Origin of the sequence: Streptomyces tubercidicus, from assembly GCF_027497495.1 — a bacterium.
In the GTDB taxonomy this organism is placed as follows: Bacteria; Actinomycetota; Actinomycetes; order Streptomycetales; family Streptomycetaceae; genus Streptomyces; species Streptomyces tubercidicus.
The window spans coordinates 5047977-5068053 of the sequence record NZ_CP114205.1 but is presented as its reverse complement, the minus strand read 5'-3'; the positions used below and the strand labels follow the sequence as shown (position 1 = coordinate 5068053).

Here is a 20077-nt window from a genome sequence, read left to right as displayed (position 1 = left end):
GTCCGGGGCGTGGCGCCCGGCCCCGGGCCGGGCCGGTCCGCGCCCCTGCGCAGCGGTCTTGGCGCCGGGTGCGCCCACAACTGCAGAGATGCACCACAGATGCACCACAGATGCACCACAACAGCAGCAGCGACGCACAGCGGTTCCCCGTACATCCACGTATATCCCCGTATATCCACGGCAGACAGCGCCGGCACATACGCACCACACCCCACCGCGCCTCCCCCCACACACGCGTCGTCCTACGCCCTACGTTCCCGACCGTCTGGAGACGGACCGCACATGACTGCCCCCATCGCAGACCAGAGTGCCGAACAACTCCCGCGCCCCACCCGGCTGTCCGAGGTCAAGGGCTGGTTCTTCACCGCGGACCAGCTGCTGTTCGACTGGTTCCTGGCCCGTCAACGGGACCGTTCGGAGCCGGGCGATCTGCTCGAACTGGGTGCGTACATGGGCAAGAGCGCCATCTTTCTCGGGGCGCGGCGGCGGGCCGGGGAGCGCTTCACGGTCTGCGATCTCTTCGACTCCCCCGCCGAGGACGTGTCCAATTCGCGGGAGATGAGGAAGTCCTACGCGACCTTGACGCGGCGCGCCTTCGAGGCGAACTACCTCGCGTTCCATGAGGAGTTGCCCACCATCGTGCAGGGTCTGAGCTCGATCGTCAGTGACCATGTCGACGAGGGTTCGGTGCGCTTCGCCCATATCGACGCCTCGCATCTGTACGAGCATGTGCACGGCGACATCCTGGCGGTGCGCGAGCTGCTCACCGGTAGCGGCGTGGTGGTGATGGACGACTACCGGGCGGAGCACTGTCCGGGGGTGGCCGCCGCCACCTGGCAGGCCGTCGCGAACGAGGGGCTGCGCCCCATCTGCATCACCGGCACCAAGTTCTACGGGACCTGGGGCGATCCCGAGCCGCTTCAGGAGGCGCTGCTGGAGTGGATCGGGGCCCGTGGCGACATCTGGCACGAGGTGCAGTACGTCAACGGGGCCCCGCTGGTGCGGCTGAGCGCCAAGGGTGCCGAGGAGCCCGCTCATCCGGTGTCCCGGTACCGGTCGACGGGTGCTCGCGGCGCACAGCGGGCGGCCGCCCAGGCGCCGGGTGCTTCCGCGGCGCGTCCGGGCCCGCGCCCGCCGTTCCCGTCCCGCGGTGCGCTGCGCCGGGTCGCCCTGGATGTGCTGCCGCCGGTCCTCACCCGGGCGGTCATGAACGCCCGCAAGCGCGCCCGTACGCGCTGATCACGCCGCCGCCCCGCACGGCATCGCGCGGGGCCGGGGTGACTCACGTCCACCCCGGCCCCGCGCCCGCGCAGGACTACCGCGGCACCTGCCCCACCAGCACGAACACATTGCCGCGCAGCAGCATCCCGGCCGGGCGGGGCAGCGGGTGGGAGTACGTCCGCCGTACCGCGAGCCCGGCGGATTCGGCGAAGGCGCGCAGCAGCGGGAAGTCGGTGAAGCGCACCGGGGCGGGGCCGGACCGGTGTCCGGCTTCCTGGGCGGTGATCAGGAGCACCCCGCCGCCGGGCCGTACGTAGGGCACATAGGCCCGCAGCAGGCCCTCGACCTGCTCGTCGTCCAGATGCTCCAGGACGTGCGCGGTCAGCAGCGCGTCGAAGGCGCCTGGCCGGGCGTGCGGGCTCGCGAGGAAGGTGTCGGCGGTGCAGGCGGTCAGCCCGCGCTCCCGGCAGCGCGCCACGGACTGCGGGTCGTGGTCCACGCCGACGCTGCCGGGCGCGCAGTCGGCGAGGGTGTCGCCGGTACCGCAGCCGATCTCCAGTACCCGCCCGCTGCCGATCCGCCGCAGCTGGCTGCGGAACGGGGACCGGGCGGGCAGCAGCCGCGCCGGTCCGCGGCCCGCGCGCTCGGCGGGCAGCCGGGCGGTGGAGGCGGACGGGGCGGTGCCCGCGGCGGGCGCGGGCCGAGCGGTCCGGATGTCGCTGCCGGGCGGCCCGGCGTCGGGGCTGTCGGTGGCGGCGGAGCTGTCGGTTCGGCCGGGCATCGGGACGCGGTCACCTTCCCTGGGGAACAGGGCGCACGGGGCGCCGTAAAGCTGTGCAACGGGTCTACGGCATCGGGCGCGGCCCGGCGCTACGGCGCGCCGACTTTCGCGTACTGAGAGTAATCGTGTGAACACGTGGTGTCGATGAGGTGTCTCACCCTTTCAGCGCAGATCCGGTGACCGTGCCGCCGTGGGCGAGTTGAACGGACCGGTCTTGTGCATCGCCAGTCCGGAAAGGCTTGGTCCGCGTATGAAGCCACGGCTCACCGTCGTCGTCCCGGTCCATCGCATCGGGGGGTCCGAGCGGAATGTGGAGGAGTGCCTGGAGTCGGTCGCGGCCCAGACGCTGACCGATCTGGATGTGGTGCTGGTGGACGGCCCACCCGCGGCGGGGCGCGGGGACGCCGCGGCCGAGGAGGCCGGACCCGCCGCGCTCGCCCGGCGGTTCGCCGCCCGTGACCCGCGGTTCCGGATCGTGCACCACCCGGGGGACGGCCCGCCGCCCGGCTGTGGCGCGGTCCGCAACACCGGTGCCCGGCACGCCTATCCGCACACCGACTACCTCGCCTTCCTCGACGCCGCGGAGGATGTGCTGCTGCCACGCGCGTACGAGGACCTGGTCGGTCTGCTGGACAGGTCGGGGTCGGATCTGGCGACCGGCAACGTCTACCGGCTGGGCGCGGCGGGCCGCAGTCAGTCCGCGCACCACCCGGCGGACCGGGAGACGGTGCTGCGCACCCGTATTGGCGAGGATCTCTCCCTGCTGTCCGACCATGTCGCCCGGAACAAGGTCTTCCGCCGGACGTTCTGGGACCGGCACGCGTTCGCCTTTCCCGAGGGCGAGTGGTGTCATGACGCGGCGGTGACGCTGCCCGCGTTCTTCCTCGCCGACGCGGTCGATGTGCTGCACGAGCACGTCTGTTACCGGCGGCTGCCGGAGGGGCCGGGGCGGCACCGGCGGCTGGATGCCCGGGGCGTGCGGGACCGGTTCGCGGCGGTGGCCGGTATCCGGCGTTTCCTCGCCGACCCGCCCCGGGACGGGCTGCGCGGCCACCGGCGCGATTACGACCGTGCGCAGCTCACCGACGGGCTGCTGGATCTGGTCGAGGCGCTGCCGGGGGCCGCGCCGGAGTGCCGGACCGCGTTTCTGGACTGTGCCCGTGACTTCCTGTCGGGGGTGGATCCGCGGCTGTTCCCGACGCTCCCCGTGGAGCTGCGGATGCGCTGGTATCTGATCCGTGCCGGGCGGCTGGCCGATCTGCTGGCCCTGCTCACCCATGAGGCCCGCAATCCGGCCGGGTTCTCGGTGGCCGGGCCGCCGCTGCGCAAGCGGGCGGTGCTGCCGCTGACCCCGCCGCTGGAGCTGCCACCGGGGGTGACCCGGCTGGACCGGGCCGACTTCCCGGTCGTCGCCCGGGTCAGGGAGGCGGTGTGGCGGAACGGTGTACTGGTGCTGCGCGGCTACGCCTATCTCCGCAATCTGGACGCCGCGGCCCGGCACCGTTACCTCCGGACGGCCGTGCTGTCGTGCGGGCGGCGCCGCATCCTGCTGCCGCTGCGCCCGGTCCCGATGCCGGAGGCGACCGCCGAGTCGGGCCAGGAGCTGCACTGTTACGACTGGTCGGGCTTCGAGCTGCGGCTCGATCCGGCCCGGCTGCGCAGGGGCGGCCGCTGGGAGGAGGCCGACTGGAGTGTGGGGGTGCTGCTGGCGTCGGCGGGTGTGGTGCGGGCCGGGGCGCTGCACGCCGCGGACACCGGGTCGGGGGCCGCGCCGCGCACCCACGACGTGGCCGGGGACGGCGCGAACGGCGCGGATGGCACGGACGGCGGGCTGCGGATCACGCCCTGGTACGCGGGCGGGCGGCTGCGGCTGTCGGTGCACCGCCGCACCCGTCGGCTGGCCGGGCATCGAGCCGCGCCCGCCGGTGATCTGGATCTGACCGTCAGCGCGCCCGGCCCGCCGCCCGCCGCGCTGCGGCTGACCCATCAGGGGACCGGCACGGTGGTGTCGTTTCCGGTGGAGACGGGTCTGCCCGGGGAGACGGGGCCGCCCCAGGAGGAGGGGGCCGGGGAACCGGCGCCCACGGGGCCGTCGCCGCACACCTTCCGTATCCGGCTCGACGCCCTCGCCGCCGCCCGCCCCACCCGGGACGGCGCGCCGCGGGCCATCCCGCCCGCGCACACCGAGAGCTGGGCGCCGGAGCTGGTGCTGCCCGGCGGCGGCACCGACCCGATCGCCTGCGCCCCCGGGCTCGCGCCCGTCCCGTATCCGCTGCCGCACGGCCGTGAGCTGGTGGTGGCCGCCACCCCGGCCGGGCATCTCGTTCTGCACGACCGTGTTCCGCAGCCGTATCTGGACCGGCTGCTGTGGCGCGCGGACGGCACCCTGCTGCTGTCGGGCGGGCTGCCGCCGGCCGCGCCGCACGCCACCGAACTGGTCCTGAAACACGCGGCGCACGCCACCGAGCTGGCCTTCCCCACCACGCATGACGAGGGCCGGTTCCACGGCACGCTGCCGCTGGGCGCGCTGCCCTCGCTGGCCGGGACGGTGCCGCTGCGGGAGGGCCGCTGGACGCTGCATCTGCGGGAACGGGGCGTGCCCGGCTCCCCGTTGGACGCCCCGGTGCGCTGTGCGCCGTCCGTGTTCGACGGGCTGCCGGCGTCCCGTACGGTCCGCGGCAAGCCGCTCGCCCTGGACCGGCATCGGCACGACGAGGCGCTGGTGGTGGCGGGCACGGCACTGCCGGCCACCGACCGCGGCCCCTACCGCCGCCGGATGCTGCGCGAGCAGCACTACGCGCTGCACCGCTCCCGCCCGCTGCGCGACACCGTCCTCTACAGCAGCTTCGGCGGGCGCGCGTACGGGGATTCACCGCGGGCGGTGCACGAGGAGCTGGTGCGCCGGGGCGCGGAGGTGGAGCATCTGTGGGCGGTGCGCGATGCGCAGACCGCGGTGCCGGAGACGGCCCGTGCGGTGCTGGTGGGCAGCGCCGAGTGGCACGGTGCGCTGGCGCACAGCCGCTGGGTGGTCACCAATACGCATCTGCCGCGGTGGTTCACCCGCCGGGGCGGGCAGCGGATCATCCAGACCTGGCACGGCACCCCGCTCAAGCGGATCGGCGCCGATCTGGCCGGCACGCTGTGCGCGGGCCTGGCGCATCTGGCGCCGCGGCCGCGGGTGAGCCGGCAGTGGAGTGTGCTGCTGTCGCCCAATGCGCACAGCACTCCGGTGCTGCGGTCCGCGCTGGGCTACTCGGGGCGGCTGCTGGAGACCGGACTGCCGCGTACCGACGCCCTGTTCGCGCCGGACCGGGAGCTGGCCGCGGCCGCGGTGCGGGAGCGGCTGGGTATCGAGCCGGGCCGGAAGGTGGTGCTGTACGCGCCGACGCCGCGGGACGATCTGGCCTACGACGCGGGGCACCACCGGCTGCATCTGCCGCTGGATCTGGAGCTGGCGCGGCAGGAGCTGGCCGGGGACCATGTGCTGCTGGTCCGCGGCCATCCGCTGGTGGCCGACCGGCTGCCGGCCCACCACGCCCCGTTCGCGCTGGACGTGTCGGCGCACCCGGACGCCACCGAGCTGCTGCTGGCGGCGGATGTGCTGGTCACCGACTACTCGTCGCTGGCCGTCGACTTCGCCAACACCGGCCGTCCGATGCTCTTTCTGACCCCGGATCTGCCGCACTACCGCGACACCCTGCGGGGTTTCACCCTCGACTTCGAGGCCCGGGTGCCGGGGCCGCTGCTCGGCTCGACCGGTGAACTGATCGACGCGCTGGGCGACTTGACGGCGATCGCCGCGGCGGGCGCGGAGGCGTACGCGGACTTCCGGGAGGCGTTCTGCCATCGGGACGACGGCGGGGCGGCGGGCCGGGTCGCGGATCTGCTGGAGCGGTGACCGGAGCCGGTCCGCCGCAAGATGAGGGTGACCGGATCGGCATCCTGCGGCGGTCGCGTCGTTACAGCATGTGCAGGCGCCCTTACGGGCCCGGCACACCCCGCGCCCGCTTTCCGCCCGGCAGAAAACAGCAAAAAGGGCGGAAAGCGGAGTGGCGGGTGCAACCGCGCGACGGATTTCACCCTCTGAATCATCGGAAATGGGTTCGGAATTCTCACTCGCGCCAAGAGATGCTGTCGACACGAAATGTAGATTTCAGTGACTGTGAAAGAAGCCCTTGAGCCGCTGCCGGGGCCCACCATCACGCCATCCGCGCAGGTCAGCATCGTTGTCATCGCCTTCAACGATGTCGCCCACGTCGGTGATGCGGTGCGCTCCGCACTCGCGCAGGGCGCCCCCGGCGAGACGGTCACCGAAGTGATCGCGGTGAATGACGCCTCCACCGACGGCACCGGCGCCGCCCTGGACGACCTCGCCCGTACCGAACCACGGCTGCGGGTCCTGCACCGCGACGAGAACAGCGGCGGCTGCGGCACCCCCCGCAACGACGGGCTGCGCGCCGCCACCGGGCGGTTCGTGATGTTCCTCGACAGCGACGATGTGCTGCCGCCGGGCGCGGCCCGCGCGCTGCTGGCCGCCGCGCTGGAGCATGACGCGCCGGTCGCGGCGGGTGCCTGTGTCCGCCGTGAGCTGCCCGCGCACCGCGATGTCCCCTGGCTGCCCGGCCTGTACCGCGAGCCGGCGGTCCATGCGGCGCCGGACGCCAGCCCCCAGCTGGTCCGGGACACGCTGTGCGTCAACAAGCTCTACGAGCGGGCATTTCTCGACAAGCACGCGATCACCTTCCCCGAAGGCCGTTTCACCTACGAGGACTTCGTGTTCACCGCGCGGGTGCTGGCCGCCGCCCCGCGGATCGCCACCATCCCCGACCGGGTCTACGTCTGGCATGTGCGCCGCTCGGCCGCCCGGCAGTCGATCTCGCTGGACCGCAAGGACGTCGCCAACTGGCAGGCGCGGATCGCGGCGCACCGGGCCAGTGTGCGGATCTTCCAGGAGGCCGGGCAGCAGGCGCTGGCGCAGGCCGCGCGCACCAAGTTCCTCGATCACGATCTGCGGATGTACGTCCGTGAGCTGCACACCCGTGGCGCCGACTACCGCGCCGAGTGGTGGCGGCTGACCCGGGAGTATCTGGCCGGTTTCGAGGAGGCCGAGCTGCGGGCGGCCCGTGCCCCGGCGCGCTGGCTGGCCCGGGTGGTGCTGGCCTCGCCGGCGCCGCGGGATCTGGGGCGGCTGACGCAGCTGGCGGCCCGGCCCGGCCGGCTGCTGCCGCCGTACGCGGAGGCCGGCGGCCGCGCGGTGTGGTCCGGGGACCTGCCGGAGGTGGAGCTGGACGCGCTCGGCACCAAGCCGATGCACCGTCTGCCGGTGACCATAGACGCGGAACCGGCGGCCGGCAGCCCCGGTGTGCTGCGGCTGCGGGTACACGATCTGTACGGGCGGCTGGCCGCGGCCGGGCCGGTGAGCATCGATATCGAGCTGCGGCGCCGCCGGGACGACCGGCGCGGCCCGGTGCACACCGCCGCGCTCACCCCGGCCCCGGCGAGCGGCGGGTCGGAGTCCTGCTGGACCGCCGAGATCGTGCTGGATCTCGGGGCGCTGGTGGAGCGGGACGGCGCGCACCGCGCCGACCCCGAGCCGTGGGATCTGATGGCGCGGGTCAGCTGCAAGGACGGGGCCGGTTTCCGGGCCGCGCTGCGGGCCGTCGGGCCGGGGCTGCGCCGCCGGGTGCTGCTCAGCCGCCGCCATGTCCTGCTGCTGGTGCAGCCGTATGCGACGACCGGCGGCGCGCTGTCACTCCGGGTCGCGTCGGGGCTGCGCAGCGTGTGGCGGATCGCCGCGCGGCGGCTGCGCGGCTGACGGCACGGACCACTCCCCCGCCCTTTCCGTTCCCGAGCCTAGGATGGCGCTATGTCTTACTTGATCACGGGTGGTGCCGGCTACATCGGCGCCCATGTCGTACGGGCCCTGCGCCAGGCGGGCGAGTCGGTCGTCGTGCTCGACGACCTGACGACGGGCGTGGCCGCCCGGATCCCCGAGGGTGTGCCGCTGGTCGTCGGCTCCACCCTGAACCGTGCGCTGCTCGACGCCACGTTCGCCGAGCACGGCATCACCGATGTCATCCACCTGGCCGCGAAGAAGCAGGTCGGTGAGTCCGTCGAGATGCCGCTGCACTACTACCGCGAGAATGTGCACGGTCTGCAGACGCTGCTGGAGGCGATGGCCGCGGGCGGCGTCGGCCGGCTGGTGTTCTCGTCCTCGGCCGCCGTCTACGGCATGCCGGATGTCGACCTGGTCACCGAGGACACCCCCTGCACGCCGATCAACCCGTACGGCGAGACCAAGCTCGTCGGGGAGTGGATGGCGCGTGCGGCCGGCCGGGCGCACGGCATCAGCACCGCCTGTCTGCGCTACTTCAACGTCGCCGGTGCGGCCACCCCCGAGCTGGCCGACACCGGAGTCTTCAACATCGTCCCGATGGTCTTCGAACGGCTCACCGCGGGCGCCGCGCCGCGCATCTTCGGCGATGACTACGACACCCCGGACGGCACCTGCATCCGCGACTACATCCATGTCGCCGACCTCGCCGAGGCCCATGTCGCGGCCGCCCGCAAGCTCGCCGAGCCGGGCCCGGTGCGCGATCTGACGCTGAACATCGGGCGCGGTGAGGGGGTGTCGGTGCGTGAGCTGGTCGAGCTGATCGCCCGGATCACCGGGCACGAAGGCGTCACCGCCGAGGTCACCCCGCGCCGGGCGGGCGACCCGGCCCGGGTGGTCGCGGCCGCCGACCGGATCGCCGGGGAGCTGGGCTGGAAGGCCCGTCACGACGTCCGCGACATGATCACCTCGGCCTGGGAGGGCTGGCGGTACCACCACCCGCAGGTCTGACCCGCAGGTCTGACCCGCAGGTCTGACCCGCAGGGCGCGTACCCGGCGCCGGCCTGGTCAGGTCAGGTCAGCGGGTACGAGGTCCGGCCGGACGCCTCGTCGATCTCGTCGTGTGCCTTGGTCAGCAGTTTCATCGCCAGTTCGTTGAGCGCTCTGGCTCCCGCGACCTCTTCGCCGACCCTCGGCTGGTTGGAGTCGACGGGGTGACGGCTGGCGTATCCGTGGGCGCGCACCTCGGTCCCGTCGGGGAGCCGTACCAGGGCGGCGGCGCGCGTGCGGTGGGTGTCCTCCTCGAATTCCATCTCGACATGCCATCCGACAGCGGTCTGCAACATGACGATCACCTCCGGAGCCGCTGCTACCAGCGTGCGCCCGGTTGCCGTCCGCCGCACGGTGTGCGGGGGCCGGGCCTCCCGGCAGGAGACCCGGCCCCGGCGCCCTCACCGGTGCCGTACGGCTACGGCTGGAGGGTGATCGAGTTGATCGGCGTCATGTTCTTGTCGATGTAGTTGTTGGCCGGCAGGTAGCCCTCGCAGCCGGTGCCGTTGTAGCCCGTGCAGGTCCGCATGGTCGCGCCCCCGGACTGGTTGTTGTAGATGCGGTGCACCCCGACCATGTTGCTGAGGTTGTGGGCCCCGTAGCTGTAGTAGAAGTGCGACGGGTGGCCGCCGTTCCAGCCGGCGTTCTGCGGGTAGATGCAGACCGCCCCGTACGGGCATCCCTGAGTGGTGGCGGCCTTCGCGGCGGCCGCGGGTCCGGCGGTGCCGACGACCACACCGGCCGGGACGAGCAGCGCCGCGACGGCCGCGGCCGTTATTCCGGCTCGCTTCAGTACGGACATAGGTGTTCCCCCTGTTCATACGGCCCGCGAGTCGTCTCGCGGGTGCACCGCTGCCGGTGCCTGATCGTGGGCCAGCCTGTTGCAGCGGGGGCGGGCCGGGCAACGGCATTCGGCTATTGCCGAAAGGGGCTCACGGGGCGGGCTGCCGGGGGTGACGGGGCGAGCCGGGGCGTACGGGAGTGTCAGCGGCGCGCCCGACGCAGGAGGCCCGCCGGGGAGCCGCCCGGCACGGTGAGGGTGAGCTGCTGTCCGTCGGCCGTACGGACCGGCAGCTCACGGCGGAACGGGCCCCCGGTCACCCGCAGCGCGACCCGCCAGGTGCCCGAGGGGCCGCCGCGCAGCAGGGAGCGCACGGTGTACCGGTCGCGGGCGGCCCGCTCGACCGTGGTGCGCAGCGCCACGGTGCGGGTCCCGTCCTGGAGGAGCAGCCGCAGCTCGGCGTCCACGGGGCAGCCGGGGAGGGTGAGTTGGGCGGTGAGGGTGAGCCGGGCCGGGAGGGGGAGCCGGGTAGGGAGGGGGAGCCGAGCGGGGAGGCTGGCCCGTCCGGCCCGCGTCCGGTCCGCCGTGCCGCGCAGATCCGCGCCGAGTGGCCGGCGGGCCGCGTCCCGGTTGAGGTCGAGGTGGAGGTGGCCGTGCGGCCGGGAGCGGAAGAGCGCGGCGACGGCCGGGCCGGCCGGGCCCCGGCCGACGATCCGGGGCGCGAAGCCGGTGTCGTCCCCGTCCGCCGCGTCGTCGTCCGGGACCAGCCAGGCCTCGCGGCGCAGGGCGGGCCCCGCGGCGCCGTCCGGGCCGTACGCGGTGACCGCGATCTTGAAGCCCCAGACACCGTCGGCCAGCGGCCCGCCGTCCGCCGCGGTCGCCGGGTCGACGGCGGCCCGCCAGGCGCCGTCCGCGTACCGGGCGGGGACCCGGTGGGTGGTGCCGGCGCGGCGCAGCAGGATCTCGACGGTGTCGCCGCCGAGCCAGGGCAGGGCCGCGGTGCCCCGCAGATGCAGTACGCCGCCCACCCAGTGCTGCCGGATCAGCCGCTGGCGCAGCACCACGCGGTCGGTGAGGTCGTAGCAGGCGTCGGGGAGGGCGCGCCCGGGGTCGCGGAAGTACGGGTAGCCGGCGTAGACCCGGCCGTCGTCGTCCAGGTGCGGCGGCTGCGGGCCGGCCTCGGTGTCGGCGCGGACCACGGCGGTCAGTTCGTCGTCGAGTCCGGCGCGCAGGCAGTGGGCGCGCAGCCGGAGGCCGGGCGGCAGGGCGGCCAGCACCCGGTCGGTGAGGTAGCGCTCCACGAGCGGGCGGGCGGCGGCCGCCATCGCGCTGCGGCCCGCGGGGTCGCGGGCGAGGAAGGGGGCCCCGAAGGGCATGAGTATCTCGCCGTGGAAGTGCCGGACCATCAGTTTGTCGCGGTTCGCGCCGGGCGGGACGGCAGCCGCGACGCCGTCCAGGACGGTGCCGATGTAGCCGAGATATTCGCACCAGTCGGTGTCCTGGCGGCTGGCGTTGCTCTGGTCCTCGCGTCCGTGCAGGTAGTAGCAGGTGCGTTCGGCGAAGACGGAGACGACGTCGGCGCGCAGCAGGGCGGTGATACCGAACGGCAGGTCCTCGGCGAGCAGCCGGCCCTCGACGAAGCGCAGCCGGTGGTCTTCGAGGAAGGACCGGCGGAAGAGTTTGTAGGCGGCCAGGGACCAGTAGACGGGGGAGTCGAAGACCGAGACCTGTTCGCTGGTGGTGCGCAGGTCGATGGGGGCGGCGCGGCCGTCGGCGCCGGCGATCCGCCCGTAGACGATGTCGGAGCGGCACTTCTGGGCCGTACGGGTGAGCCAGAACAGGGCCTCGGGGTCGAGGCGGTCGTCGGAGTCGAGGAAGAAGACGTAGTCGCCCCTGGCGCGGGCCAGCCCGGCGTTACGCGGTTTGCCCGCGCCGCCGGAGGCCTCCTGGCGCAGCACCGTCAGGTGGGGGTGGCGGCGGGCCTGTGCGGCCAGCCATTCGGCGCTGCCGTCGGTCGAGCCGTCATCGACCGCGATCACCTCGATATGGCGCCGGTCCAGGGTCTGGGCGAAGACCGAGCCGAGGCTGCGGTCGAGGTAGCGCCGGGTGTTGTGCACCGGCACGATCACGGAAACGGTCGGCGCCGGGGCGTGAGATCCGGCGGGGGCAGTGGCCGCGGGGTCGCTCGGTACGGGCACCGTGCCTCCGTTCTTTCGGCAATCCAGGTCCCCGGCTGACCCGGCACCCCGGCCGGGCAGAGGGGACTCTCCAGACATATAACGCGAGGTGCAGGTGCGCCGTTCGTGGCCGGACCGCCGGTGGTGCCGCCGCCCGCCACCCCACAAGAGGCGCTCCGCCCCCTGGAGGTTGCCCGACCCTCCCCCGGGAACACACCCGCGCCGCCCCTGGCCGGACACGGTGTCGCCGCTTCCCCTCCCCCGGGAATACCCCGCCCCACCCCTCCCGTTGTGGCCCCGAGGGGGCCCGCGCACCCCTTACGGGATCCGTTCGCCCCCTCCCTAGGTGACCGCTCCCCAGGTGACCGCCCCGCCCCGGGTAACGCCCCTCACTCCGCCCCCAGCGCCGCCACCACCGACCCCGACAGCGCGTCCAGGTACCCCTTGGGCAGCTCGTCGCGGGTGACCAGCAGCCGCCAGTACAGCGGGCCGGTCAGCAGGTCCAGGGCGAGGCGGGCGTCGACATCCTGCGGCAGCTCGCCACGTTCGACGGCCCGTGCCACCACCGCAGCCGCGACGCCCTCCTGACTGTCGTGCAGCGCCGCCTTCAGGGCCTGCGCCAGCTCGGGACTGCGGGCCGCCTCCGCCAGCAGGTCCGGGATGATCTGCGAGGCCATCGGGTGCCGCAGCGCCCGCGCCGCGACCTCCAGCAGCATCCGTACGTCGCCGGACAGCGACCCGGTGTCCGGTGTCGGCATCCCCGCCACGGCCACCGCGGAGACCACGTCCAGGACGAGGTGCAGTTTGGAGCGCCACCGCCGGTAGACGGCGGTCTTGCCGACGCCCGCCCGCCGCGCGATGCCCTCGATCGACATCCGGGCGAAGCCCGCCGCGGCCAGCTCCTCGAAGACCGCGGCACGGATCGCCTCGGTCTTGTCCTCGCGCAGTACGGCGGCGCCCGCCGGGGCCCGGCGCGCCGCTGCGGGTTCGCTCCCGCTGCCGTCGTGTGCCATGCCTTGAGCATAGCGTCACGACGCTACGGTTGCGTTTCGACGTGAGCACCCTTTAGTGTCGACGTCGCGACGATACGGCCCCGTTCCGTCGTATGGCTCCGTTCTCGTTCCCCCGCCCCCGTACGCAAGCGAAAGCGGCCTCCTCCATGCCCCAGACCCTCGCGCCCCCGGCCCCGACGCCCAACCGGGCGCCCGCCGTCGGCGCCTCTCCCGATCCCGAGCTGCGCGCGCTGGCCGAACGCCACGGCCTCACGGTGAGCGGCGCCCGCCCTTCGCTGCCGGAGTACACCCGGCAGCTGTGGCACCGGCGGCACTTCATCACCTCGTTCGCCAGCGCCAAGCTCACCGCGATGTACACCACCGCCAAGCTCGGCCAGCTCTGGCAGGTCCTGACCCCCCTGCTCAACGCGGCCGTCTACTACTTGATCTTCGGTGTGCTGATCGGCACCAAGAGAGGCGTCCACGACTTCGTCCCGTTCCTGGTGACCGGCGTCTTCGTCTTCACCTTCCTGCAGAACTCGGTGATGGCCGGCACCCGGGCGATCTCCGGCAACCTCGGCCTGGTGCGGGCGTTGCACTTCCCGCGCGCCTGCCTGCCGATCTCGTTCTGCCTGGCACAGCTCCAGCAGCTGCTGTACTCCATGGGCGTGCTCGTGGTCATCCTGCTCTGCTTCGGGCAGGTCCCGACGTGGTCGTGGCTGCTGGTCGTCCCGGCGCTGACGCTGCAGTTCGTCTTCAACACCGGCCTGGCGATGGTCATGGCGCGCCTGGGGGCGAAGACCCCGGACCTGGCGCAGCTGATGCCCTTCATCATGCGGACCTGGATGTACGCCTCCGGCGTGATGTTCAGCATCAGCCTGATCATCCAGGGCAAGCACCTCCCGCAGTTCGTGGTGGTGCTGCTGAACGGCAACCCCGCCGCGGTCTACATCGACCTGATGCGCTTCGCTCTGATCGACAGCTTCAAGGCGAACCAGCTGCCACCGCACGTCTGGGCGTTCGCGGCCGGCTGGGCCCTGCTGGCGGGTGTCGTGGGCTTTGTGTACTTCTGGAAGGCAGAGGAGCGGTACGGACGTGGCTGAGCAGTCGAACGGTACGGATGTGGCCGAGCGCAGCGCCACCCGCCCGGCCAAGACCCCCGAGGCCCGCATCCCCACGGTGATCGCGGACGATCTGCACATCGTCTACCGCGTCTACGGCACCGGCACGGGCAAGGGCAGCGCCACCGCGGCGCTCAACCGCATCGTGCGCCGCAAGCCCACCGCGGGAGTGCGCGAGGTGCACGCGGTCAAGGGCGTCTCCTTCACCGCCTACCGGGGCGAGTCGATCGGACTGATCGGGTCCAACGGCTCGGGCAAGTCGACGCTGCTCAAGGCGGTCGCCGGGCTGCTGCCCGCGGAGCGCGGCAAGGTCTACACCCACGGCCAGCCCTCCCTGCTGGGCGTCAACGCGGCGATGATGAACGACCTGACCGGCGAGAAGAACGTCATCCTCGGCGGCCTGGCGATGGGCATGTCCCGCGAGCAGGTCCGCGAGCGCTACGACGGCATCGTCGACTTCTCCGGCATCAACGAGAAGGGCGACTTCATCTCGCTGCCGATGCGCACCTACTCCTCCGGCATGGCCGCCCGCCTGCGGTTCTCCATCGCCGCCGCCAAGGACCACGACGTCCTGATGATCGACGAGGCGCTGGCCACCGGCGACCGCAGCTTCCAGAAGCGCTCCGAGGCCCGCATACGCGAGCTGCGCAAGGAGGCCGGCACGGTCTTCCTGGTCAGCCACAACAACAAGTCCATCCGCGATACGTGCAACCGCGTGCTGTGGCTGGAGCGCGGTGAGCTGATCATGGATGGCCCGACGGACGAGGTCGTCAAGGCGTACGAGGCGCAGCACCGCTGATCCGTCGCCGGACACGACGGAGGGGCGCATCCGCGAGGGGTGCGCCCCTTTGCCGTGCCGGAACCCGGGCCCCACACGGGCCCGGGTCCGTCCGTCACTTATGCGTGCGCAGCAGCGTCCGCATCGTCCGCATGGCCACGGACAGGTTCGCCAGGTCGAAGCCCTCCGACCCGTGGATCTCCTCCAGCGTCGCGCGGGCGCGGCCGAGGATCGCCGCGTTGGCCTGCTCCCAGGCCTTGAACCGCTGCTCCGGCGTCGAGGAGCCGTTGCCCACCGACAGCACGTCCGAGGTCAGCGCCGCATGGGCGGCGAAGAGGTCCTCGCGGATCGAGGCGCGCGCCATCGACTGCCAGCGGTCGTTGCGCGGCAGCTCCAGGATGCGGTCCAGGAGCTGGTTGATCCTCAGCCGGTCGGCCAGGTCGTAGTAGACCTCGGCGACATCCAGCGGTTCCTTGTCCAGCCGGTCCGCGACGGCGACGATGTCCAGCGCCGGGAAGACCGAGGAGAAGCCGGACACCTGGACGGCCAGTTCCTCGGGCACGCCCGCGTCGGTCAGCTCCTCCAGGATCGCCTGGAACCATTCGAGGTCGCCGCCCTGGAGCAGCTTCGGCAGCTCCGCCCAGACCTGGGAGACCCGGTCCGCGAAGAAGTCGATGGTCTCGGACAGCTCCAGCGGCTGCGGGCGGTTGTTGAGCAGCCAGCGGGTGCCGCGCTCGACGAGGCGGCGCGAGTGCAGCCGGATCCGGGTCTGGACATCGGCCGCGACGACATTGTCGAGCGCCTCGACGTCGTCCCAGACCTGGCCCAGCCGGAAGATCGCGCGGGCCGCGGTGTGCGCCCGGACGACCTCTTCGAGGGAGGCGCCGGTCTCCTCCCGCATACGGTGCAGGAAGCTCGTACCGCCGGTGTTGACGGTGTCGTTGACCAGCACCGTCGTGACGATCTCGCGGCGCAGCGCATGCCCGTCGACCTGCTCGGGGAACCGCTCGTGCAGCGCCGAGGGGAAGTAGGCGTGCAGCAGCCGCTGGAGGTACGGGTCGTCCGGCAGCCCGGTCTGGATCAGCGCCTCGGCGACCGTGATCTTGGTGTACGCCAGCAGTACCGCGGTCTCGGGCTGGGTCAGCCCGCGGCCGGCGTTCAGCCGCTCACGGATCTGCCGGTCGGTGGGCAGGAACTCCAGCGCCCGGTCGAGGTCACCGTCGCGCACCAGCCGGCGCATGAAGCGCTGCTGGGCGTTGAGCATGCTGGAGGACTGGGCGAGGGCCAGCGCCAGCGCGGTGTTCTGCGCGTAGTTGTTGCGCAGCACCAGCGCGCCGACCTCGTCGGTCATCTCGGCCAGCAGCTTGTTGCGCTGCTTGACCGTCATATCGCCGTCCGCGACCACGGCGTTGAGCAGGATCTTGATGTTCACCTCGTGGTCGGAGGTGTCCACACCGGCGCTGTTGTCGATCGCGTCGTTGTTGATCTTCCCGCCGGCGGTGGCGAACTCGATCCGGCCCAGCTGGGTCAGGCCCAGGTTGCCGCCCTCGCCGACGACCTTGACCCGCAGGTCCTCGCCGTTGACCCGGATGGCGTCGTTGGACTTGTCGCCCACATCGGCGTTGGACTCCGCCGTGGACTTCACATACGTCCCGATGCCGCCGTTCCACAGCAGGTCGACCGGTGCCTTGAGGATGGCCCGCATCAGATCGGCGGGCGTCATCTTCTTGACCCCGGCCTCGATGCCGAGGGCGGCCCGCACCTGCGCGTTGATCTGGATGGACTTGGCCGAGCGCGGGTGGATGCCGCCGCCCTGCGAGAGCAGCTCGGTGTTGTAGTCCGCCCAGGACGAACGGGGCAGCTCGAAGAGCCGGCGGCGCTCGGCGTACGAGGTCGCCGCGTCCGGGTTCGGGTCGAGGAAGATGTGCCGGTGGTCGAAGGCGGCGACCAGCCGGATGTGCTCGCTGAGCAGCATGCCGTTGCCGAAGACGTCACCGGACATGTCGCCGACGCCGACGACCGTGAAGTCCTCGGACTGGGTGTCGACGCCCAGCTCGCGGAAGTGCCGCTTGACCGACTCCCAGGCGCCGCGGGCGGTGATGCCCATGCCCTTGTGGTCGTAGCCGGCGCTGCCGCCGGAGGCGAAGGCGTCACCCAGCCAGAAGCCGTAGGACTGGGCCACCTCGTTGGCGATGTCGGAGAAGGTCGCGGTGCCCTTGTCGGCGGCGACGACGAGGTAGGTGTCGTCCTCGTCGTGCCGTACGACGTCCTTGGGGTGCTCGACCTCGCCGCCGACCAGGTTGTCGGTGATATCCAGCAGACCGGAAATGAAGGTCTTGTAGCAGGCGATGCCCTCGGCCAGCCAGGCGTCCCGGTCCTGCGACGGGTCCGGGAGCTGCTTGCCGACGAAGCCGCCCTTCGCGCCGACCGGCACGATGACGGTGTTCTTGACCATCTGCGCCTTGACCAGGCCGAGGATCTCCGTACGGAAGTCCTCCCGGCGGTCCGACCAGCGCAGACCACCGCGTGCGACCTTGCCGAACCGCAGATGGACGCCCTCGACCTGCGGGGAGTACACCCAGATCTCGTACGCCGGGCGGGGCGCCGGCAGGTCGGGGATGGCCTGCGGGTCCAGCTTCATGGACAGGTAGCTGTGCGGCCTGCCCTGGCTGTTCTTCTGGTAGTGGTTGGTGCGCAGCGTCGCCTTGATGACCGTGAGGAAGGACCGCAGGATCCGGTCCTCGTCCAGGGAGGCGACCTGGTCCAGCGCCCCGTCCAGCTCCTCCAGCAGCCCGTCGGTCAGCTCGGTGCCGGCCCGCTGGCGGTCCGGGGACATCCGCGCCTCGAACAGCGAGACCAGCAGCCGGGTGGTGTGGACGTTGTTGGCGAGCGTCTCCTCCATGTACGTCTGGCTGAAGGTCGCACCGGCCTGCCGCAGGTACTTGGCGTAGGCCCGCAGCACCATCGCCTGGCGCCAGTTGAGGCCGGCGCACAGCACCAGGGTGTTGAAGTTGTCGCTCTCGGCGGCGCCGGTCCACACGGCGGTGAAGGCGTCCTGGAAGCGCTCGCGGGCGTCGTCGCCCTTGACGTGCTCCGGCATCCGCAGCCCGAAGTCGTAGACCCAGGCGATGGTGGAGTCGGCGCAGCGCAGCTCGTGCGGGCGCTCGTCGACGACCTCGACGCCCAGCCGGTTCAGGCCGGGCAGCACCCGGGACAGCGAGACCGGCTCGCCCCTGCGGTAGATCTTGAAGCGGCGCTCGCCGGGGCCCGCGTCGACCGGTTCGTAGAGGCTGACCGAGAAGTCGCTGCCCGGCTCGCCGGTGAGCTTCTCCAGATGCTGGACGTCGGCGACGGCGCTGCGCGGGCTGTTGTCGGCCTTGTAGCCCTCGGGGAAGGCGTGGCTGTAGCGGCGCGCCAGTTCGGCGGCGCGCTCCTCGCCGACCTCGGCGTTCAGCGCCTCGGAGAAGCCGTCGGCCCAGGAGCGGGCGGCTTCCACCAGCCGGCTCTCCAGGCGGTCGGCGTCGGCGTCGGTGAGCTCCGGCAGGCTGGCGCCCGGCTCGACGCGGATGACGAAGTGCAGCCGGGAGAGGATCGACTCGGTGTTCCAGGCGGTGAAGTCGACGCTGGTGCCGCCCAGTTCCTCCTTGAGGATGTCGATCAGGCGCAGCCGCACACCGGTGGTGTAGCGGTCGCGCGGGAGGTAGACCAGCGCGGAGTAGTAGCGGCCGTACTCGTCCTGGCGGAGGTAGAGCCGCAGCCGGCGGCGCTCTTGCAGGTAGAGGACGCTGGTGGCGATGGACCGCAGCTCGTCGACCGGCGTCTGGAACAGCTCGTCGCGCGGGTAGGTCTCCAGGATCTGCAGCAGGTCGCGGCCGTCATGGCTGTCGGCGCTGAAGCCCGCGCCCTCCAGGACCTCGGCGACCTTGCGGCGGATGACCGGCACCCGGCGCACGGACTCGGTGTACGCGGCCGAGGAGAACAGGCCCAGAAAGCGCCGCTCCCCGACGACATTGCCCTTGGCGTCGAACTTCTTGACGCCGACGTAGTCGAGGTAGGAGGGGCGGTGGACGGTGGCGCGGCTGTTGGCCTTGGTCAGGATGAGCAGCTTGTGCTCACGGGCCTTGGCGCGGGCGTCGGCGGGCAGCCGGTTGAAGGACGGCGAGACGGGGTGGCCGTCGGCGGTCTCGCGGTGCGTCGGGTCGGCGCGCAGTATGCCCAGGCCGGTGCCGGGCACGGCGGTCAGCACGTCCTCGTCGGCGCCGCTCTCAGCGGGCGCGGTGGTCAGCTCGTACTCGCGGTAGCCGAGGAAGGTGAAGTGGTCCGCGGACAGCCACCGCAGCAGCTCCTGGGCCTCCTCGATCTCCTGGTCGCCCAGGTCGTCGGCGACCGGCTCGGCGGGCAGCTCGTCGGCGATACGGCCGGCGGCGGCCCGCATCTTCTCCCAGTCCTCGACGGCCTCGCGGACATCGGACAGCACCCGCAGGAGATCCGCGGTGATCTGCTGGAGGTCCTCGCGGTCCGTCTCGCGGTCCATCTCGACATGGATCCAGGACTCGGTGACCGCGTCGTGCGGCAGCTTCGTGGCCTTGCCCTTGCCGGTCCTGCCGTGCGCGTCGCAGTTGGAGTCGAAGACCTCGATGAGCTTGCCGGCCACATCACGGCGGACGATCACCTGCGGGTGGATCACGACATGGATGCCGCGCCCCTGCCGGGAGAGCTCATTGGTGACCGAGTCGACGAGGAACGGCATGTCGTCGGTGACGACCTCGACGACGGAGTGGCTGCAGGTCCAGCCGTTCTCCTCGACGGTCGGGGTGTGCACCCGGACGTTCGCGGTGCCCTGGGGGCGCATCTCCGCGAGCCGGTAGTGGGAGAGCGCGGCGCCGACGACGTCGACCGGGTCACGGTCGGCGAGGTCCTCAGGGGCGGTGTGCAGGTAGTAGCGCTGGAGGTATCCCGAAAGGGCGTCCGGGTCGAGGCCGCGTACCGGGTGCTTCCCCCCGGCCGGGCTGCTTTCAACGACCCGGGCGGCCCTGGCGAGCAGCTCGGTCTTGGCTTCGTCCAGCTTGGTCTGCATGTCCTCTGGCTCCTGTCGCGCGCCGTTGCGTGACGTTGTGGAAGAACGTGTGGGAAGCCGCACAACGCCGCGACGTGGGGTGTCCTGTCGCTGTCGACGCTATGCCGCGATGAGAGAAGGCCGTGCCGTTATCGACAATCTTTGACAATGCCGACAGGGGACCGTGGCCGCAAAGACCAGCGACCGCCCGGTCACGGTGGTGTCCCGGGCGCACGGCAGGGGCATCGGTGCCCCCGCGGGTTATCGCGCTGATCACGGTGCAAGGC

Annotated in this window: 12 protein-coding genes; 6 read left to right on the top strand and 6 right to left on the bottom strand. The window is 72.2% G+C overall.

What is annotated here, in order from left to right:
• The first annotated feature begins 282 nt into the window (after positions 1-282).
• Positions 283-1239 (top strand): class I SAM-dependent methyltransferase, encoded by a 957-nt coding sequence (locus STRTU_RS22065; RefSeq protein WP_159745442.1) that lies wholly within the window; start codon positions 283-285, stop codon positions 1237-1239.
• Positions 1240-1315: 76 nt separating this feature from the next.
• On the opposite strand, the gene STRTU_RS22060 is transcribed toward STRTU_RS22065, so the two are convergent.
• Positions 1316-2002: a class I SAM-dependent methyltransferase gene (locus tag STRTU_RS22060; RefSeq protein ID WP_159745440.1), complete on the bottom strand. Its 687-nt coding sequence runs from the start codon at positions 2000-2002 to the stop codon at positions 1316-1318.
• 250 nt (positions 2003-2252) lie between these two features.
• Here STRTU_RS22060 and STRTU_RS22055 point away from each other — a divergent pair, with 250 nt between their 5' ends.
• The 3 genes from STRTU_RS22055 to galE all read left to right on the top strand — a co-directional run bounded on the left by STRTU_RS22055 (position 2253) and on the right by galE (position 8846).
• Entirely contained in the window at positions 2253-5900 is a 3648-nt protein-coding gene (locus STRTU_RS22055; RefSeq protein ID WP_159745438.1) for a CDP-glycerol glycerophosphotransferase family protein, read from the top strand.
• Between the two features lie 264 nt (positions 5901-6164).
• Positions 6165-7817 carry a glycosyltransferase family 2 protein gene (locus STRTU_RS22050; protein ID WP_159747140.1) on the top strand — a complete coding sequence of 551 codons (1653 nt, stop codon included), beginning with the start codon at positions 6165-6167 and terminating at the stop codon, positions 7815-7817.
• A 51-nt stretch (positions 7818-7868) separates the two neighbouring features.
• Positions 7869-8846, top strand: coding sequence for a UDP-glucose 4-epimerase GalE (gene galE / locus STRTU_RS22045; RefSeq protein ID WP_159745436.1), 978 nt, complete (start codon positions 7869-7871; stop codon positions 8844-8846).
• 62 nt (positions 8847-8908) lie between these two features.
• Here galE and STRTU_RS22040 read toward each other — a convergent pair whose 3' ends face one another.
• The 4 genes from STRTU_RS22040 to STRTU_RS22025 form a co-directional block, all read right to left on the bottom strand.
• Positions 8909-9181: a DUF1876 domain-containing protein gene (locus STRTU_RS22040; RefSeq protein WP_159745434.1), complete on the bottom strand. Its 273-nt coding sequence runs from the start codon at positions 9179-9181 to the stop codon at positions 8909-8911.
• A gap of 122 nt (positions 9182-9303) precedes the next feature.
• A complete protein-coding gene (locus STRTU_RS22035) occupies positions 9304-9687 on the bottom strand; it encodes a hypothetical protein (protein ID WP_159745432.1) in 384 nt (127 codons plus the stop codon).
• Positions 9688-9869: 182 nt separating this feature from the next.
• Positions 9870-11864: a glycosyltransferase family 2 protein gene (locus STRTU_RS22030; protein ID WP_159745430.1), complete on the bottom strand. Its 1995-nt coding sequence runs from the start codon at positions 11862-11864 to the stop codon at positions 9870-9872.
• A 368-nt stretch (positions 11865-12232) separates the two neighbouring features.
• Positions 12233-12856 carry a TetR/AcrR family transcriptional regulator gene (locus tag STRTU_RS22025; protein WP_159745428.1) on the bottom strand — a complete coding sequence of 208 codons (624 nt, stop codon included), beginning with the start codon at positions 12854-12856 and terminating at the stop codon, positions 12233-12235.
• Positions 12857-13002: 146 nt separating this feature from the next.
• Here STRTU_RS22025 and STRTU_RS22020 point away from each other — a divergent pair, with 146 nt between their 5' ends.
• The gene (locus STRTU_RS22020; RefSeq protein ID WP_159745426.1) at positions 13003-13938 is read left to right on the top strand and encodes an ABC transporter permease; all 936 of its coding nucleotides are present in this window, start codon (positions 13003-13005) and stop codon (positions 13936-13938) included.
• A gap of 19 nt (positions 13939-13957) precedes the next feature.
• Complete coding sequence (locus STRTU_RS22015; RefSeq protein WP_159747139.1) at positions 13958-14755, top strand: ABC transporter ATP-binding protein; 798 nt, start codon at positions 13958-13960, stop codon at positions 14753-14755.
• A gap of 94 nt (positions 14756-14849) precedes the next feature.
• Here the strand turns inward: STRTU_RS22015 and STRTU_RS22010 are convergent, their stop codons facing one another.
• Positions 14850-19811 carry an NAD-glutamate dehydrogenase gene (locus tag STRTU_RS22010; RefSeq protein ID WP_159745423.1) on the bottom strand — a complete coding sequence of 1654 codons (4962 nt, stop codon included), beginning with the start codon at positions 19809-19811 and terminating at the stop codon, positions 14850-14852.
• Between the last annotated feature and the right edge of the window lie 266 nt (positions 19812-20077).

What these genes read in the sequence shown, in the direction of transcription:
- STRTU_RS22020 (WP_159745426.1), top strand. Translation starts at nt 13,003, where the DNA reads ATGCCCCAGACCCTCGCGCCCCCGGCCCCGACGCCCAACCGGGCGCCC.
- STRTU_RS22055 (WP_159745438.1), top strand. Translation starts at nt 2,253, where the DNA reads ATGAAGCCACGGCTCACCGTCGTCGTCCCGGTCCATCGCATCGGGGGG.
- STRTU_RS22060 (WP_159745440.1), bottom strand. Translation starts at nt 2,002, where the DNA reads ATGCCCGGCCGAACCGACAGCTCCGCCGCCACCGACAGCCCCGACGCC.
- STRTU_RS22010 (WP_159745423.1), bottom strand. Translation starts at nt 19,811, where the DNA reads ATGCAGACCAAGCTGGACGAAGCCAAGACCGAGCTGCTCGCCAGGGCC.
- STRTU_RS22025 (WP_159745428.1), bottom strand. Translation starts at nt 12,856, where the DNA reads ATGGCACACGACGGCAGCGGGAGCGAACCCGCAGCGGCGCGCCGGGCC.
- STRTU_RS22035 (WP_159745432.1), bottom strand. Translation starts at nt 9,687, where the DNA reads ATGTCCGTACTGAAGCGAGCCGGAATAACGGCCGCGGCCGTCGCGGCG.
- STRTU_RS22065 (WP_159745442.1), top strand. Translation starts at nt 283, where the DNA reads ATGACTGCCCCCATCGCAGACCAGAGTGCCGAACAACTCCCGCGCCCC.
- galE (WP_159745436.1), top strand. Translation starts at nt 7,869, where the DNA reads ATGTCTTACTTGATCACGGGTGGTGCCGGCTACATCGGCGCCCATGTC.
- STRTU_RS22040 (WP_159745434.1), bottom strand. Translation starts at nt 9,181, where the DNA reads ATGTTGCAGACCGCTGTCGGATGGCATGTCGAGATGGAATTCGAGGAG.